At 66.6% G+C, this 17,046-nt stretch carries 18 protein-coding genes; 10 read left to right on the forward strand and 8 right to left on the reverse strand.

Translation table 11 applies throughout. The features are described 5' to 3' along the window. Window positions 1-27: 27 nt before the first annotated feature. The 3 genes from BMZ21_RS07700 to BMZ21_RS07710 form a co-directional block, all read right to left on the reverse strand. A complete protein-coding gene (locus BMZ21_RS07700) occupies window positions 28-1,746 on the reverse strand; it encodes an AMP-binding protein (RefSeq protein WP_091831522.1) in 1,719 nt (572 codons plus the stop codon). A gap of 357 nt (window positions 1,747-2,103) precedes the next feature. Further along, window positions 2,104-4,182: an elongation factor G gene (locus BMZ21_RS07705; protein WP_091831524.1), complete on the reverse strand. Its 2,079-nt coding sequence runs from the start codon at window positions 4,180-4,182 to the stop codon at window positions 2,104-2,106. A gap of 215 nt (window positions 4,183-4,397) precedes the next feature. Continuing rightward, entirely contained in the window at window positions 4,398-4,742 is a 345-nt protein-coding gene (locus BMZ21_RS07710) for a winged helix-turn-helix transcriptional regulator (RefSeq protein WP_091831526.1), read from the reverse strand. A 90-nt stretch (window positions 4,743-4,832) separates the two neighbouring features. On the opposite strand from BMZ21_RS07710, the gene BMZ21_RS07715 reads away from it, so the two are divergent. Further along, window positions 4,833-5,696: an NmrA family NAD(P)-binding protein gene (locus BMZ21_RS07715; RefSeq protein ID WP_167561568.1), complete on the forward strand. Its 864-nt coding sequence runs from the start codon at window positions 4,833-4,835 to the stop codon at window positions 5,694-5,696. On the opposite strand, the gene BMZ21_RS07720 is transcribed toward BMZ21_RS07715, so the two are convergent. Continuing rightward, the gene (locus BMZ21_RS07720; protein ID WP_091831530.1) at window positions 5,693-6,481 is read right to left on the reverse strand and encodes an SDR family NAD(P)-dependent oxidoreductase; all 789 of its coding nucleotides are present in this window, start codon (window positions 6,479-6,481) and stop codon (window positions 5,693-5,695) included. The genes BMZ21_RS07715 and BMZ21_RS07720 overlap by 4 nt on opposite strands. 65 nt (window positions 6,482-6,546) lie before the next feature. Continuing rightward, entirely contained in the window at window positions 6,547-7,290 is a 744-nt protein-coding gene (locus tag BMZ21_RS07725) for a sulfite exporter TauE/SafE family protein (protein WP_091831532.1), read from the reverse strand. Window positions 7,291-7,462: 172 nt separating this feature from the next. Between BMZ21_RS07725 and rplS the strand changes: the two genes are divergently transcribed. From rplS to BMZ21_RS07745, 4 genes are all read left to right on the forward strand, one after another. Beyond that, the gene (rplS, locus tag BMZ21_RS07730; RefSeq protein WP_091831534.1) at window positions 7,463-7,846 is read left to right on the forward strand and encodes a 50S ribosomal protein L19; all 384 of its coding nucleotides are present in this window, start codon (window positions 7,463-7,465) and stop codon (window positions 7,844-7,846) included. A 264-nt stretch (window positions 7,847-8,110) separates the two neighbouring features. Next, window positions 8,111-8,569 (forward strand): MarR family winged helix-turn-helix transcriptional regulator, encoded by a 459-nt coding sequence (locus BMZ21_RS07735; RefSeq protein ID WP_091831536.1) that lies wholly within the window; start codon window positions 8,111-8,113, stop codon window positions 8,567-8,569. 59 nt (window positions 8,570-8,628) lie between these two features. Next, window positions 8,629-10,209, forward strand: a complete 1,581-nt coding sequence (locus BMZ21_RS07740) for an efflux MFS transporter permease (protein WP_244543738.1) — start codon at window positions 8,629-8,631, stop codon at window positions 10,207-10,209. Next, window positions 10,206-11,246 carry an HlyD family secretion protein gene (locus tag BMZ21_RS07745; RefSeq protein WP_143079669.1) on the forward strand — a complete coding sequence of 347 codons (1,041 nt, stop codon included), beginning with the start codon at window positions 10,206-10,208 and terminating at the stop codon, window positions 11,244-11,246. The genes BMZ21_RS07740 and BMZ21_RS07745 overlap by 4 nt, the downstream gene beginning before the upstream one ends. 17 nt (window positions 11,247-11,263) lie before the next feature. On the opposite strand, the gene BMZ21_RS07750 is transcribed toward BMZ21_RS07745, so the two are convergent. Next, complete coding sequence (locus BMZ21_RS07750; protein ID WP_091831538.1) at window positions 11,264-11,677, reverse strand: hypothetical protein; 414 nt, start codon at window positions 11,675-11,677, stop codon at window positions 11,264-11,266. Window positions 11,678-11,732: 55 nt separating this feature from the next. Continuing rightward, window positions 11,733-12,944, reverse strand: coding sequence for an aminotransferase class V-fold PLP-dependent enzyme (locus tag BMZ21_RS07755; protein WP_244543739.1), 1,212 nt, complete (start codon window positions 12,942-12,944; stop codon window positions 11,733-11,735). A 100-nt stretch (window positions 12,945-13,044) separates the two neighbouring features. On the opposite strand from BMZ21_RS07755, the gene kynA reads away from it, so the two are divergent. Beyond that, the gene (gene kynA / locus BMZ21_RS07760) at window positions 13,045-13,893 is read left to right on the forward strand and encodes a tryptophan 2,3-dioxygenase (RefSeq protein ID WP_091831540.1); all 849 of its coding nucleotides are present in this window, start codon (window positions 13,045-13,047) and stop codon (window positions 13,891-13,893) included. A gap of 179 nt (window positions 13,894-14,072) precedes the next feature. Here the strand turns inward: kynA and BMZ21_RS07765 are convergent, their stop codons facing one another. Continuing rightward, window positions 14,073-14,471, reverse strand: coding sequence for a hypothetical protein (locus tag BMZ21_RS07765; protein ID WP_091831542.1), 399 nt, complete (start codon window positions 14,469-14,471; stop codon window positions 14,073-14,075). Window positions 14,472-14,623: 152 nt separating this feature from the next. Between BMZ21_RS07765 and BMZ21_RS30295 the strand changes: the two genes are divergently transcribed. From BMZ21_RS30295 to BMZ21_RS07780, 4 genes are all read left to right on the forward strand, one after another. Beyond that, the gene (locus tag BMZ21_RS30295) at window positions 14,624-14,800 is read left to right on the forward strand and encodes a hypothetical protein (protein ID WP_158673640.1); all 177 of its coding nucleotides are present in this window, start codon (window positions 14,624-14,626) and stop codon (window positions 14,798-14,800) included. Between the two features lie 92 nt (window positions 14,801-14,892). After that, window positions 14,893-16,311, forward strand: a complete 1,419-nt coding sequence (gene leuC / locus BMZ21_RS07770) for a 3-isopropylmalate dehydratase large subunit (protein WP_091831545.1) — start codon at window positions 14,893-14,895, stop codon at window positions 16,309-16,311. A 26-nt stretch (window positions 16,312-16,337) separates the two neighbouring features. Continuing rightward, a complete protein-coding gene (locus tag BMZ21_RS07775) occupies window positions 16,338-16,583 on the forward strand; it encodes a hypothetical protein (RefSeq protein ID WP_091831547.1) in 246 nt (81 codons plus the stop codon). Continuing rightward, window positions 16,583-17,041, forward strand: a complete 459-nt coding sequence (locus BMZ21_RS07780) for a metallopeptidase family protein (protein ID WP_091831549.1) — start codon at window positions 16,583-16,585, stop codon at window positions 17,039-17,041. Before BMZ21_RS07775 ends, BMZ21_RS07780 begins: the two co-directional genes overlap by 1 nt. Window positions 17,042-17,046: the final 5 nt, after the last annotated feature.

Raw genomic sequence — 17,046 nt, forward strand, 5'->3', positions numbered from 1 at the left:
CGGTCTCCTCACGATGAAGGTGGGGGTTCACCCCTTCTGCGCAGCGATCTCCTCGCGCAGCGCCCGGCGCAGCACCTTGCCGACATTGGTCTTGGGCAGCGCCTCGCGGAAGATGATCTGCTTGGGGACCTTGTAGCCGGTCAGGTTCTCCTTGCAGAAGGCACGCAGATCCTCGGCGGTGACGGCCGCATCGCGCTTGACCACGAAGGCGGTCACCGCCTCGCCGGAATGCTCGTCCGGCAGGCCGATCACGGCCGATTCGAGCACGCCGGGATGCTTGGCGAGCACGTCCTCGACCTCGTTCGGGTAGACGTTGAACCCGGAGACTAGGACCATGTCCTTCATCCGGTCGACGACCTTGATCTGCCCGTCCGGCAGGAAGATGCCGACGTCGCCGGAGCGGAAATAGCCGTCCGCCGTCATCACCTTGGCGGTCTCGTCCGGCCGGTTCCAATAGCCGGCCATCACCTGCGGCCCGCGGATGCAGATCTCCCCGGCTTCTCCGGTCGCCACGTCGTTGCCCTCGGCGTCGCGGATGGCGAAGTCGGTCGAGGGCAGCGGGTAGCCGATCGTGCCGCTGAACTCGGTGATGTCGGTGCGGTTGACCGAGGCGACCGGCGATGTCTCCGAGAGGCCGTATCCCTCGATGATCGGCCGGCCGGTGACCTCCTTCCAGCGCTTGGCCACGGCGGCCTGGGTCGCCATGCCGCCGGCGATGGCGAAGCTGAGCTCCGAGAAGTTCACGTCCTTGATCTCGGGATGGCTGGCGAGCGCGTTGTAGAGCGTATTGACGCCCGAGAAGAGCGTGAAACGGCTCGCCTTCAGGATCTTGATGAAGCCGGCGATGTCGCGCGGATTGGCGATCAGGAGGCTCTTGGCGCCGATGCGCAGCATGAACATGCAGCAGCAGGTCAGGGCGAAGATGTGGTAGAGCGGCAGCGCCGTGACCATGACATGCTGATAGTCGCTGCGGCCATGCGGCGCCTCGAGCTGCCAGCCGAGCCAGAGCGCGCATTGCGCGACATTGGAGGCGACGTTGTGGTGCGTCAGCGTCGCGCCCTTGGAGACGCCGGTGGTGCCGCCCGTATATTGCAGGAAGGCGACGTCCCCGGGCGCGATCGTGACCGGGCTCATCGTCCCCGTCTGGGCGAAGACGCTCTTGAGCGGCACCGAGCCCGGCAGATTGTAGGGCTTCACCACCTTCTTGATCTTGCGGGCGACGAAATTGACGATCGTCCCCTTGAACCCCATCAGGTCGCCGGCAGTGGCGATGAGGATCGCGTCGAGCTTGAGGTTGGGCCGCGCCTCCTCGACGACATGGGCGAAGTTCTCGATCACCACCAGCGCGCGCGCTTCGGCGTCGTTGACCTGATGAGCCAGCTCGCGGGCGGTGTAGAGCGGGTTGACGTTGACGACGGTGAAGCCGCCGATCAGCGCGCCGAAGATCGTCGCCGGATAGGCGAGGATGTTCGGCATCATCAGCGCGATGCGGTCGCCCTTCTTGAAGCCCTGCGCCTGCAGCCAGGCGGCGAAGGCGCGCGCGGCACGCCCGACCTCGGCGAAAGTGATCGACTTGCCGAAGCTCTCGAAGGCCTGGCGATCGGCATAGGTCTCGCAGGCATTGCGGATCAGGTCGGCAAGCGTGCCGACACCGGCTTCGTCGATCACCGGCGGCACGGCCGGCGGATAATGCGCCAGCCAGGGGCGCGCATCCGATGTCGCCTGAGCCGCGGAAAGAACCGTCATCCCCATCCTCCCCTTTGCGGTCCGCCCTGTTGCCGGGCCTGGATGCCGCGCGGCGGACGCCCGGCTGTCCGCCGGTCACGACCCGCACCTTCTGATTGTTCGGCACTACACTGCGCAAGCCTAGCGGCGGGCGCAAGCACCCGCCGCTCGAAAGTTTACATATAAACCTTCTTACTGCAACTCGATAAAGGCGGCATTCGACCAGCCTGTAAGCCAGGCGCCACCGCGAGGCCAGGGCGCAGCCCGGTCAGGCTTGAACGGCCTGGCCGGGGAAGCGTCATCATCTTTTAGTTCGTAGACTTTAGTCTAAATATCTCCCTTCCGCCGATTTGCGGCGCTGTCTGGCTCAGGCGGACTCTAGCGTGCCTGCACCAGCGCCTGCGCCGCGACCACCGCGTCGGCCGGCTTGCCGGCGAGTTCGGCGAGATGGTCGAAGCGGGCGCTGAAGGTGCCGACACCCGCTGTCGCCGAGCGCAACTCGACGATCAAGCCGCCCATCTCGGCCTCAGGCATCAGCGCGTTGATCTGGTCCCAGCCGCGCCAGCCCGGCCGCGCGTCATAGCCAAGGATCTGGCCGCGCCTGGCCGAGACGATCGCCGAGGCCCGCGACATCGCATCCGAGGGAATCACGATCTCGACCGCCAGGATGGGCTCCAGCAGCACGGGCCTGGCCTGCGGGCAGGCTTCTGTCATTGCGAGCCGGGCCGCCTGGCGGAAGGCCATGTCGGAGGAATCGACCGTGTGGTAGGAACCGTCGGTCAGCGTCACCTCGATGTCGACGAGCGGGAAGCCGAGCGGCCCGCGCTGGCAGTAGTCGCGCACGCCCGCCTCGACCGACGAGATGTACTGCTTCGGCACGACGCCGCCGGTGATCCGGTCGACGAAGCGGATGCCTTCGCCACGCGGCAGCGGCGCGATCTCCAGCACGACATCGCCGAACTGGCCATGGCCGCCGCTCTGCTTGCGATGCCGGCCTCGAGCGCTGGCCTTGCCGCGCAGGGTCTCGCGATAGCCGATCTGCGTCGCGCCGCTGTCGACATTGACGCCATAGCGCCCCGCGAGCCGTTCGAGCGCGACGCGCAAGTGCATCTCGCCCTGGCCGGACAGGCGCATCTCGCTGAACTCCGGACGATGCTCGAGGGCGAGCGCCGGATCCTCCTCGACCAGCTTGGCGAGGCCGGTCGTGAGCCTGACATCGTCCTTGCGATCCTTGACGCCGACCGAGAGTGCATGGACCGGCTCGGGCGGCGCGACGGCGCTGACGACATCGGGCCGGACCTTGCCGACCGCGATTGCGTCGCCGGTGCGCACACCTTCCAGCCGGGCGAAAGCAACGGTCTCGCCCTCCTCCGCTGCCGGGCGGCGCTGCTGCTCGGCGCCCTTGAGTTCGAGCACGCTGGCGATGCGGGCCTCGACGCCGCCGGACGAGGTGATCACGTCGCCTTCGGCCATCCGGCCGCGCAGCACACGTGCCAGCGAGAGCTTGCCACCCTGGCCGGACTGCCAGGTCTTCATGACCAGCGCGAGCGGCGTGCCGCTGTCGACCACGCCGATCCGTCCACGCGTCACGTCTAGGGACGGCGCCTCGTGCCGCAGCGCCTTGAGCAGGCGAGTGACACCGTTGCCGCGCTCGGCCGCGCCGATCAGCACCGGGACGACATGACGCTCTTTCAGTTCGCGGGCGAGATCGTCGAAGATCAGGTCGCGCGGCGGCTCGATATCGCCGAGCAGATCCTCCATCAGGGTGTCGTCATAATCGGCGAGCTTCTCCAGCATGGAGAAACGGGCATCGCGCTCGCGTTCGACTTCCTCGGGCGCCAGCGGCACGATCTCGCTCGGCGCATGCTCGCGGTAGATGAAGGCCCGCTCCAGCGCGAGATCGATGAAGCCGACGGCGATACCGCCTTGCCAGATCGGGATCTGTCTCAGCAGCAGCGGCGTACGCGAGGCGCGCTGCAGCAATCCGAGCGTCTCGCGCACGCGCCGCGAGGCGGAATCGATCTTGTTGAGGAAGAGGAAGCGCGGAATGTCGGCCTCCTCGAGCTCGCGCAGCACGAGCTCAAGCGCCGGCGCCTTGCGGTCATCGGCCTCGCAGACGACCACCGCGGCGTCGACCGCCGGCAGGACGTGGCGCATCTCCTGGAGGAATTCGACGGAGCCGGGGCAGTCGATGAAAGTGTAGCGCTCGCCCATGAAGTCGACGCTGGCGACATTGGGCTCGGTGCTCATCTGGTGAGCGCGCGCCTCGGGTGAGGCATCGCCGACGCTATTCCTGCTCTTGACCGAGCCGGCGCGCGAAACGGCGCCGCAACGCTCCAATATGCTCTCGAACAGGCTGGTCTTGCCGCTCTGGAAGGGACCGACGATCGCGATGCATCGCGGCCCCCTGCCTCTGACGCCGGACGGGTTTCCTCCAGTGCTGGCGCTCGCAGCCATGTCGTCCTCCTTCGGTTCTGGCCGCGAACGGACGATGGCCTAGACGGCCTCTCGTCCGGGGCGGCGGTTGACCGGCGGGAACGGGAATGGAGCGCCCACGCCGGAAAGGCGGCGGTCGCACAGGCCCGACAGGGTCGGGCGGCCGTCGAAGAGGGATGTCGGAGGGCAGGTTCGCGCCGTTCCGGGGGCGGCGCAAGCGGAATGTTGCCGCCGGCTCAGGCCGGCGCCGAGCGGCGCGCGCCATGCGCCTGTCCCCACAGCGTCATCGCCTCGAAGATCGGCGCCAGCGCCCAGCCCCGCTCGGTCAGCGCATATTCGACCTTGGGGGGCACCGTCTCCTGCACGCTGCGCGAGATGATGCCGTCCTCCTCCAGCGCCCGCAGCTGCAAGGTCATCATCCGCTGCGTCACATGCGGCAGCAGCCGGCGCAGCGCGTTGAAGCGGCGCGGCCCCTGCGTCAGCTGGAACAGGATCAGCGCCTTCCACTTGCCGCCGATCACGTCGATCGTCGCCTCTACCGGGCACCAGACATAGGGGATGTCCTTGAGCGAGGGGCGCATCGGCGGCTCCAATCAAGTATAAAAATTGTGCGTACTTACGTCTTCGATACTGCCCTGTTACCTCGTCTCCATCAACCGATGGAGAACACGATGTTTGCGATATTGGGAGCGACGGGACAGACGGGCGGCGCGGCTTTGGCGGCTGCTCTTGCAGCAGGACAGACGGTCAAGGCGATCGTCCGAGAGCCGGGCCGTGCCACGGCGCTGGCCGACAAAGGGGCCGTTCTTGCAAAGGCCGATCTCGACGATGTCGAGGCGCTGACGGCCGCCTTTGCCGGCGCCGAGTCGGCCTATGTCCTCAACCCCGTGCCCCACGCCGCCGAGGACGTTTTCGCTGCGGCAGCAAGGAACGGCGCAGCGATCGCCGAGGCGATCCGCCGCGCCGGGGTGCCGCATGTGGTGGCGCTGTCGTCGAGCGGTGCACATCGCACGGAGGGCACCGGCATCGTCAGGGCGCTGCACGATTTCGAGCAGGCGCTGCGTGGGGCGGCTCCGTCACTGACCTTCATCCGCGCCACCGAATTCATGGAGAATTGGGGCAGCGTTCTTGCTGTCGCGGCCGAGCACGGCATCCTGCCGAGCATGCGCCAACCGCTCGACGCCGCCGGCGAGACGGTCTCCGCGCTCGATGTCGGCCGGCAGGCGGCCGTCGAGCTTGCCCGTCCGCATGCCGGCGAGCGCATCGTCAACCTGAAGGGGCCAGCGGAGTATTCGTCCGAAGAGGCCGCACAAGCGCTCGGCGACCTGCTCGGCAAGCCGGTCATGGCGGTGCCGACGCCGCGCGCGGAATGGGAACCGGGGCTCGTCGCCGCGGGCTTGAGCGCAAGCCATGCGCGCGAGCTCGCCGGGCTCTACGACGCCATGAACGCCGGGCGCGCCGGTTTCGAGGATGTCGGCGAGACGCGCCGCGGCAAGGTCACGCTGAAGGAGGCGCTGGCCGGGCTGCTGGGCTAGCGATTGCGCCTTTGCCCACGCAGCGTCGGCAGACCGATGCCGACCGCATCGAAGCCGCCATCGACCGCGAGCACCTGTCCTGTGATGTAGCTCGCCCGCTCGCTGCACAGGAAGAAGATCGCTTCGGCGAGTTCTTCTTCCGCACCATAACGGGCGAGCGGGATCGCGTCGTGATAGTCGGCGCGAATCTCAGGCGAGTGCACGGCCTTGGCCATGGCGGTCTCGACCGGGCCGGGCGCGACGGCATTGACGCGGATGCCGAGGCCGGCGAGCTCAGCCGCCTGCTGCTTGGTGAGATGGGCGAGTGCCGCCTTGCTGGTTCCGTAGGCGACGCGCAGCGTCGAGGCGCGCAAACCCGAGATCGAGGTGATGTTGACGATGGCGCCGCCGCCATTGTCCGCCATCACCGACGCGGCCGCCTGCGTCGTCAGGAAGGGGCCGTCGAGATTGACTGCGAGGACGCGCTGCCACTCGGCGTAGGTCGTCTCCAGTAATGGCTTGAACACGGCGGTGCCGGCATTGTTGACGAGGGCATCGAGCCGTCCGAAGCGCTCGACCACCGCATCGACCGCTTCGGCGACCTGCCCGGGAATAGCAACATCGCAACCGATCGACATCGTCGCCGTCGGCGCGTCGAGATCGGCCATCGCCTTGGCGAGTTCCGGCTCGTCGATGTCGAGCAAGGCAACGCGCCAGTTGTCGGCGAGGAAGCGCTTGGCCGTCGCGAGCCCGATCCCGCGCGCGGCCCCGGTGACGAGGGCAGTCTTGATCGAATTCTCGGACATGGCGCGGCTCCGCAATCTTGGGGCTTTCGTTCTGCATACAGCGCGGAACGGCCGGCCGGAAGCAGTCAGCGAAATGCCGCCAGCAGCAGGAACAGGCCGGATAGCAGCATCATCCCGTCGAGCAGGAGCCGGAACGTACGCTCATCCATACGCCGCACCAGCGCCTTGCCGATGAAGGCCCCGAGCATCAGCGACGAACCGACGATGAGCCCCTTTGCGAAGATCATAAGCGGCATCGCACCCAGGCTGCGGAAGGTCCCGACCTTGGTGAGGTAGATGAACAGCGAGGTCGCAGCCTCCGTCGAGAGCAGCGCGCCCTTGCTCAGGCCGTAAGCGGCGAAGGCCGGAACGCTGAGCGGCCCGGTCGAGAGCACGAGGCCGGTCAGGAAGCCGATCGCCGCACCGGCCAGCGCCAGCTGCCAGAGGCCGAGCCTGATCTGGCGCGCCGCCAGCCAGCGCCGGCCAGGGATCATCAGCAGGAAGAACAGGCCGAGGCCGATATCGATGGCCGCCGCCGGCAATTGCAGCAGCGTGCGCGCGCCGAGCATCGCCGCGGGTATGCCGGGCAGCGCATAGGCGAGGAAGGCGCGCCAGTCGACCTCGCGCCACCAGGCCGCGAGCCGAGCCAGATTCGCCATCACGGCGGCCACTGCCATGATCGGCACCGCCTGCTTCGGCCCGAACGACCAGACCAGCACCGGCAACAGCATGATCGAGGAGCCGGTTCCGACCACGCCGCCGACAGTGCCAGCGATCAAGCCGACCGCCAGGGTGAACAGCGAGGCATAGGACAGGATCTCGGCCGGCATGCTGATTCTCGTGGCCTTGCCGACGACATTGCGCAAGATGAGTAGGACTGGCCCGGCTAGACGGTCGCAGCGTCTCGACAAACCCGCCGCCCTGCTGTATGGCCACGCCCTCAACTTAAAACAGCGAGCCGAAAGCCCGCGCATCCGCGCGAACACGGCCATGGAGATAGCCATGAACATCATCGAGCAGCTCGACCAGGAGCAGATTGCCAAGCTCGCCGACGGCAAGGAAATCCCGCATTTCCAGCCGGGCGACACCGTGCAGGTCAACGTCAAGGTCAAGGAAGGCGAGCGCAGCCGCGTGCAGGCCTATGAGGGCGTCTGCATCGCCCGCAATGGCGGCGGCCTGAACCAGAGCTTCACCGTCCGCAAGATTTCCTATGGCGAGGGCGTCGAGCGCGTCTTCCCGCTGTATTCGCCGAACCTCGACTCGATCAAGGTCGTCCGCAAGGGCAAGGTTCGCCGCGCCAAGCTGTATTACCTGCGCGATCGCCGCGGCAAGTCGGCCCGTATCGCCGAGCGCGTCGACGCCAAGCCGGCCAAGGGCGGCAAGTAAGCGTCTCGTCACGCTTCGGGACGTCAGGAACGCGGCCTTCGGGCCGCGTTTTTTATTGCCTGTGCTTCCATCCTTATGAGGGGCGCAAGCGACGATGCGTTCCAAGACGACGTGGCGCCCGGCATTCCCTGGATCGCTTCGCCGCGCTCGCACTGACGGGTTGCTCGAAAAGGCATTCCTCCCACACATATCAAATCGCCAGGAACACGATTGCAATGCATCATTCGCATTGATATGTCAGCATATCATTAGCAAGCTATTCATATGGATGCGATGAACGCTCCGGAGCTTCAGGCCGCCTTCACTGCCGAGCTGGCATCAGCCAACCGCAAGCTCAAGGCTCTGGTCGACGAGCGCGCCCGCGACATGGGGCTCACGTTGTCGCGGGCCCGCCTTTTGATGCAGCTCGCCAAGGCCGACGGGCCGATCCAGTCCGATCTCGCCGGGCTGCTCGACATCGAACAGCCGACATTGGTGCGCCTGCTCGACGGCCTTGAACGTACCGGCATGATCGAGCGCCGCGCAGCCGAAGGCGACCGGCGAGCCCGGCGGGTGTTCCTGACGCCAGTTGCGCGCGCCCAGGCCGAGGACATCCTTGCCTTCCTGACCGATTTGCGTGCCGATGTGCTCGACGGGATCGACAGAGAGGAGCTGGAAGTCGCCCTGCGCGTGCTCTCGCGGATGTCCCGGAACATCGTCGCCAATCGCGGGGCGGCGGGATGAACGCGCCCTCCTCTGCCGCTCCGCAAGCCGGATCGCCACCACCCGCAGCGGCGGCGAGCATGAGCCGGCCGCGGGCACTGGCCTACATGCTGGCCGCGACCATGCTGGCGATGACGCAGCAGGTCGGCGCCAATCTGGTCACGACCAATGTCTACCAGATCCAGGGCGAGCTCGGCGCCACCGTGGCCGAGACCAACTGGCTGATCGCGGCCTATATGGCGCCGAACGTCTCGCTCTCGATCGCCCTGATCAAGATCCGGATGCAGTACGGCCTGCGCAATTTCGCCGAGATCAGCATCGCCGGCTTCGTCATAGCCGCCCTGCTCAATTTCTTCGTGCACGACCTGCAGTCGGCGCTGGTCGTGCGCTTCATGAGCGGCATCGCCGCCGCGCCGCTGTCCTCGCTGGCCTTCCTCTACATGATCGAGCCGCTGCAGCCGCGCCAGAAGCTGACGGTCGGCCTGTCGCTGGCGCTGACCAACACCACGCTCGGCATCCCGATCACGCGGCTGCTCTCGCCGTCGCTGCTCGAGATCGGCGGCTTCCATGGCCTGGCCCTGTTCGAGATGGGGCTGGCGCTGGTCGCATTCGGCCTGGTCTACGCCCTGCCTCTGACCACGCCGCCACGGGTCAAGGTGATCGGTCCGCTCGACGGTGTGAGCTATCTCCTGCTCGCGCTCGGCTTCGGCGCCATCGCCGTCGCGCTCTCGCTCGGGCGGATCTACTGGTGGCTGGAAGCACCCTGGCTCGGCTGGCTCTTCGCCGGCGCGATCCTTTGCCTGACGCTGGCGGCGGTCATTGAATTGCACCGCCAGAGCCCGCTGATCGACATACGCTGGCTGACCAGCCCGGCGACGCTGCATTACGCCACCGTGCTGCTGCTCTTCCGCATCGTGCTGGCGGAGCAGACGGTCGGGGCCTCCAATTTCTTTCAGGTGCTCGGCTTCCAGAACGAGCAGACCATGCCGCTCTATGGCGTGATCCTCGTGGCGATCCTGGCAGGTGGCTTCACCTGTGCCACGCTCCTGCGTCCCGGCCGGGAGAATGCCTTCTACGCGGTGGCGCTGGTCTGCATCATGGCCGGCGCGCTGCTCGACAGCAGCGCCACCAACCTGACCCGGCCGGACGACATTCATCTCAGCCAGGCACTGGTGGCCTATGGCTCGGCGCTGTTCCTGCCCGCGGCGATGGGACAGGGCCTTGCCCCGGCGCTGGCGCGGGGACCGGTCTATATCCTCAGCTTCTTCGTGATCTTCCTGTTCACCCAGAGCATCGGTGGCCTGCTCGGCTCGGCGCTGTTCGGCAGCTTCATCACGCTCAGGACCAGCTTTCACTACAGCCAGCTCGCCGAGCATTTCTCGCTGGCCAATCCGCTCGTCGCCGACCGCATCCAGCAGCTCGGCGGCGCCTATGGCCACGTCCTGACCGATCTCGGGCTGACCCGGGCCGAAGGCGTCACCCTGCTCGCCCAGCAGGCGACGCGGGAAGCGACCGTGCTCGCCTATAACGACGCCTTCCTGCTGATCGCTGTGATCGCCGGCAGCGCGCTGATCGGCCTCCTCACCCATCTCGCCATCCTGCATCTGCGGGAACGCTTCGTCGCTCCCGCCACCACTCCCGCCCCCGCGCCCCAGCCATGACCCGCATCTTTCGCTCAGTCTCTACCTATGTCGCGCTCGCCGTCGGCCTCGCCGGCATCGGCGTCATCCTTTACGCATGGCGGCTGCCGCCCTTCGCCAGCGCGATCGAGACCACCGAGAACGCCTATGTGCGCGGCCAGGTCACCGTGATCGCGCCGCAGCTCGCCGGCTACATCGCCGAGGTCGCCGTGCAGGATTTCGCCACTGTCAGGCAGGGCCAGCTCCTCGTGCGCATCGACGAGCGCATCTTCCAGCAACGGCTCGATCAGGCCCGCGCCAGTCTCGCGGCGCAGCATGCTGCGCTCGCCAATTCCGAGCAGGCCCGCCATGCCGCCGAGGCACGCCAACGCGCCAGCGAGGCCAATGTCGCCAGCGCCGAGGCCGCGCTGCGCACGGCGGAAGCCAATTGGGGCCGCATCGAGCCGTTGCGCGAGCGCGGCATCGTCAGCCAGACCAACACGGATCAGAGCCAGCAGGCACTGGACCAGGCCAAGGCCGCCCTGACGGCGAGCCACGCGGCCGTCGACGTCGCACGTCAGGACGTGCAGAGCGCCATCGTCAACAAGGCATCGCTGGAAGCGGCTGTGCAGGGCGGCGAGGCCGCCGTGCATCTCGCCGAGATCGACCTGCAGAACACCCGCATCACCGCCCCGCAGGACGGGCGTCTCGGCGAGGTTTCGGCCCGGCTTGGGCAGTATGTCTCGGCCGGTACGCAATTGATGGCGCTGGTGCCGAGCCAGGTCTGGGTGATCGCAAACTTCAAGGAGACCCAGCTCCCCGGCATGCGCATCGGCCAGAAGGTCGGCTTCACCGTCGACGCGCTGCGCCATGCCCGGCTGACCGGCACGATCGAGCGCTTCTCACCGGCGGCCGGCTCGGAGTTCAGCGTGATCCGACCGGAGAACGCCACCGGCAACTTCGTCAAGATCGCCCAGCGCGTGCCGGTGCGGATCGCGATCGATCCCGGCCAGGTGCTGGCGGAGCGGCTGTCGCCCGGCATGTCGGTCGTGGTCAGCGTCGACACCGCGCAGCGCTGACGCGCCGTATGACCTGATCAGTCGGCGATATCGACATCGGTGAGCTGGAAGCCGGCCGATGTCCTGGTGAAGGTGAAGATGCTGCCGCCGCAGGCGATGGCGTAGATTTCGTTGTTGGCGCCATCGCGGTCGTAGACCGGCTTGGTGCGTTGCAGGCAGGTGCGGTTCTTCGTGCTGAAGTCACGCAGCCAGACCTTGGCGCGGAACTGCGCGGCGTCGGCGATGGAAGCATCGCCCATATAGGGCAGCTTCGTCATGTCGGCGACGGCTGCCGCATCATTGGCTTTCAATGCCGCGCGGAACCTTCCGATGAAGTCGCCGAACTCCTTCTGCACGGCCGCTGAAGCCGTGGCCGGCTTGGGAGCCTGGGCGAAGGCGGGAGCGAGGGAGGCGAGAGCAGCAGCTATTGCCAAGGCCGGCAGAGTCTTCATGCATCAGCTCCGTCCGATCGATCAGCGCTGGATGCAGGCTGATCGGGAGAGGAGCCTACCGCGACGTCAGCATCCGCTCCAGCAGCAGCTTAACGTCGCCCTCCGTCTGGTAGAGCCCGAAGCCGACACGCAGGCGGTCGCCGCGCAGGTCGACGGTGATGCCGGCCTGCTTAAGCTTCTCATGCCAGAGGGCCGCATCCGTATGGCGGAAGGTGAGGAAGTTGCCGCGCGCCGGCTCATCCAGCTGCACGACCAGGTTCTCCAGTGCGAGCACGCCGCAGGGCTGCCGCGCCAAGCCCTCGGCAAAGATCGCTTGCAAGGCGTGGGCGTGGGCGTGGATCGCAGCGGCATCCAGGCCCTTGGCATCCAGCCAGTCGAACATCGCGCCCATGCGATAGAGGCCGGACGGATCGAAGGTCGCGCCCATGAAGCGCCAGCCATTCTCGGCATAGCCGATCTCGCCCTGCGCGCCCGCGAGCGCGCCGAAGGAAGCATACCAGCCGGTGTCGCGCGGGCGCATGGCGAAGCCGGGCGGGCAATGCATGAAGCAGGCGCCCTCGCCCGACATCGCATATTTGTAGCCGCCGGCGATGTAGAAGGCCTTGTCGGCAATCCCAGAGAGATCGGTCGGCCGTGCCAGGAAGCCGTGATAGCCGTCGATGACGACGAGCCGGCCGGGAGCGCTGACGCTGTGGACCAGCCCCTCCAGATCGGTCAGCGCGTAGCCGGAGTTGAAATGGACCTGGCTGACGAAGACCATGTCGGGGCCGGGGCCGGTTTGCGCCGCTGCGACCAGCCGCTCGGTCAGGCCGGCAAAGGGCTCGGCCGGCACGACGGTGAGCTCGATCAAACCGTCCTCGGCGAGCCGCTCGATCTGGCGCCGGAAGGAGTGGAATTCGGCGTCGCTGGTCAGGATGCGCGGCTTGCGCTCGCGCGGCAGGCAGGAGAGCAGCCGGTTGACGAATTCATGGGTGTTGTTGGCAGGAACGAGCCCGTCGATCCCTGGCAGGTTGAGATGCCGCGCGACGCCCTGCGCGACCTTCTGCCAGACTGGCCCCAGCACCTCCTGCCACTTGCCGTCGACGAGGCGAGCGGCATCGTCCCAGGCACGCAAATGCGCCGCGCGGGTCGCATCCGGCCAGAAATGATGACTGTGCGCGGCGAAATGCAGGCTCGAAGGCCAGCTCTGGCGGAAGCGTGAGAACTCAGCCGACAGGTCGAAGGGCGGGCGGCCGAGCGTTGCAGGAACCTTCGTCATCTGGTCCATCATCAGGCTCCGCCACCTTGCCGATCCGACAAAATACTTTAAGCTTAAAATATCTTGCGCCTCTCCCCAGTCAAGGCGCGAGGCGAACGAGGGCGGCATCATGACCAGCGGGACGGGCGATCACCAGAGCCGGATCGAGCCGGGCATGCAGACCGATTTCAAGGAGCGGATGGACTATGGCTCCTATCTCGGCCTCGACCTGCTGCTGGCGGCACAGAAGCCACTGAGCGATGCGCCCGACGAGCTCTTGTTCATCACCATCCACCAGGTCCAGGAACTCTGGCTGAAGCTCGCCGCCCATGAGCTTGACGGCGCGATCGCCGCGATCAAGGCCGACGAATTGCAGCCGGGCTTCAAGTCGCTGGCGCGGGTCTCACGCATTCAGGCGCAATTGATCAGCGCCTGGGACGTGCTCTCGACCATGACACCCGCCGATTATCTCGCTTTCCGCGACGCACTCGGCCAATCCTCCGGCTTCCAGTCCCATCAGTACCGCGCCTTCGAATTCCGCCTCGGCGCCAAGGATCCGCGGATGCTGGCGATGCATAAGCATCACCCCGAGCATCACGACCATCTGAAGGAATTGCTGGAGGCGCCGAGCCTCTACGACGAGGCTCTCAGGTTGCTCGCCCGCCGCGGCTTGCCGGTTCCGGCCGAGTGCATCGAGCGCGACTGGAGCCAGCCGCATGTCGCGAATAAGGGCGTGAAGGCGGTGTGGCTTTCGATCTATCGCGATACGCACACCTATTTCGATCTCTACGAGCTCGCCGAGGAGCTGGTCGATGTCGAAGACCAGTTCCAGCAATGGCGATTCCGCCACATGAAGACAGTCGAGCGCATCATCGGCTTCAAGCAAGGCACCGGCGGCTCAAGTGGCGTAAAGTTTCTGCGGACGGCGCTGGAGCGCTCGTTCTTCCCGGAGCTCTGGCAGCTGCGCAGCGAGCTTTAGCGCCGCCGTCTTTCGGGTCAGGCCTGAGCCCGGAAACCACGAACACCGCCTTCCCCGTCATGGTCGGGCTTGTCCCGACCATCCAAGTCTTCGTCGAGGCAATGTGGTGTTCAAGACGTGGATGCCCGCCACAAGGGCGAGCATGACGAGCTGGAGCTACATGTTCGCGACGGGAAGGGCTACTCGTTGTTCCCGAAAGTCATGTCCCGGCGTGCCGTCAGGATGCTGATCGAATAGCCGGCGATCACGTCGACCAGCGCCATCAGCGTGATGATCACGAAGGTGCCGGTGCCGAAGCCGGGAATGAACAGGAAGATCAGCCCGCACGCGATGAACACAACCATGGACAGGCCGTGGTTGAGGATCGAGCTCGACTTGGCGCTTGTCGCGTTCATGATCTCGAAGAACAGCACCACCGTCGAGATTGCGAGCAGCAGCTCGCTGACCGTCAGCACGAAGGCGGTGCCGGACGGCAGGCCGATATTGAGAAGCTCACGCGAGAGCGGCACGCCCAACGCCGCGACGGTGACGCCATAGGCGATGACCGCCAGCAGCATGAAGGGAAAGAAGCGCGCCATCGCATCACCGTTCCGTTTGCCGGCGCAACCTGCTCTTTCGCGGCGCACCGGGAGCCGCTAGATAACAGCCCTGCACTGAACGCGCTACGCGGCTGCCGCTGCGACAGGCGCAGCGCGTTGCCGGTGCAGTTTGGAACTGGTAGAAGCACGTCATGACGGTGAAGCGGCAGAACAGGGGCGAAGTCCGGCGCGTCGTGCGCCGCACGCTGAACCTGCGCCGTTTTCCGACCACCCAGGGCTTCGCCGCGCTGCATGACCATGCCCGCCTGCCCTGGCGCTTCTTCGGCCGCTTCACGGCCTCGCTCGCAGCCGGCCTTACGCTCGCCTGAGACCGGCCGTCCAGCCGGCGACAGGCCATTGCGATGCGTGCTGGCCCCGAGGCGGGCCGCTACCCGATTTCCATACCGAAGGCGATGAAGCCATGACTGCGACCAAGGCCCCCACCACTCTCTACGACAAGATCTTCGAGGACCACGTCGTCGATCGTCAGGATGACGGCACCTGCCTGCTCTACATCGACCGCCATCTCGTGCACGAGGTCACCAGCCCGCAGGCCTTCGAGGGCCTGCGCATGACCGGCCGCAAGGTCCATGCCCCCGGCAAGACGCTGGCCGTCGTCGACCACAACATCCCGACGACCGACCGCAGCAAGGGCATCGCCGAGGAAGAGAGCCGGATCCAGGTCGAGGCGCTGGCCAAGAACGCCAAGGAATTCGGCGTCGAGTATTTCAACGAGCTCGATATCCGTCAGGGCATCGTCCACATCGTCGGCCCCGAGCAAGGCTTCACCCTGCCCGGTACCACCATCGTCTGCGGCGACAGCCATACCTCGACGCATGGCGCTTTCGGCGCGCTGGCCCATGGCATCGGCACCTCCGAGGTAGAGCATGTGCTCGCCACCCAGACGCTGATCCAGAAGAAGGCCAAGAACATGCTGGTCCAGGTCGACGGCAAGCCCGCTCCGGGCGTCGGCGCCAAGGACATCACGCTCGCCATCATCGGCGAGATCGGCACCGCCGGCGGCACCGGCTCGGTGATCGAATATGCCGGCGAGGCCATTCGCGGCCTCTCAATGGAAGGCCGCATGACCGTCTGCAACATGTCGATCGAAGGCGGCGCCCGCGCCGGCATGGTCGCGCCTGACGAGAAGGCCTATGCCTATCTGAAAGGCCGCCCGAAAGCGCCGCAGGGCGCCGCCTGGGACGAGGCCGTGCGCTACTGGGAGACGCTGCGCACCGACGAGGGCGCGCATTTCGACCGTATCGTCAAGCTCGACGCCGCCAACCTGCCGCCGATCGTCTCCTGGGGCACCAGCCCGGAGGACGTGATCTCGGTGACCGGAGCCGTGCCCGATCCGGACCAGATCGAGGACGAGGTCAAACGCGCCTCGAAGAAGCGGGCGCTCGACTATATGGGCCTGACCGCCGGCACCAAGATGACCGACATCCCACTCGACGTGATCTGGATCGGCTCCTGCACCAATGGCCGCATCGAGGACCTGCGCACGGTCGCCAAGATCGTCGAGGGCAAGAAGATCCATGAGAGCCTGGACTACGCCATGATCGTGCCAGGCTCCGGCCTGGTGAAGCAGCAGGCCGAGGCCGAGGGGCTCGACAAGATCTTCATCGCCGCCGGCTTCGAATGGCGCGAGCCGGGCTGCTCGATGTGCCTCGGCATGAACCCGGACCAGCTCAAGCCGGGCCAGCGTGCCGCCTCGACCTCGAACCGTAATTTCGAGGGCCGCCAGGGCTTCAAGGGCCGCACTCACCTGGTCTCGCCGGCGATGGCGGCGGCGGCATCGCTGATCGGCCGCTTCGTCGACGTGCGGACGCTGGGCTGAGGCGGATCGGTTCGCGGGAGGACGTCATGAGCACCGATCCCCGCGAAGCTGCCCGCGCCAAGGAGGCCAAGGAAGCGCTCGATCGCGTCAGGCGCGACGATGAGAGCTTCCTCGGCTCCTCCATGGGGCGCGCGGCCGACCACTTCTCCGGCAAGGACGCGCCGGAAGGCGACAACATCGAGCTCTGGGGCCGCAGAATCGGCCGCGGACTCTCGCTGATCGCCTTCATCGGCCTGTCCTGGTGGCTCGGGCATCAATTGAAGATCTGGTGATGGGCAGCGTTCCCTCGATCAAGTCCACCGCTTCGGGCGAGGCCTCGCAGGGCCTCGACTGGGACGGAGTGCGCGCGCCCTCGACCGCCGAGTTCGAGATCCTGGCGCAGGCGGCCTATGACCGCCTGCCCGAGGATTTCCGCAAGCTCTGCGCCGATCTCGTCATCACCATCACCGAGTTCCCCGAGGACGACGTGCTGAAGGAACTCGAGGCCGAGAGCCCTTTCGACCTGCTCGGCCTGTTCTCAGGGATCGGCCTGCCGCAGCAGGGCTACGCCCCGCAGACCGGTCAGATGCCCAACACGATCCATCTCTATCGCCGGCCGATCCTTGACTACTGGGCCGAGCATGACGAGACGCTCGGCGCCATCGTCACCCATGTGCTCGTCCACGAGATCGGCCACCATTTCGGCTTCGACGACGACGACATGGACGCGATCGAGAAGGCGGCAGGATAAGAGAG

Origin of the sequence: Allobosea lupini (assembly GCF_900109525.1) — a bacterium.
Classification (GTDB): domain Bacteria; phylum Pseudomonadota; class Alphaproteobacteria; order Rhizobiales; family Beijerinckiaceae; genus Allobosea; species Allobosea lupini.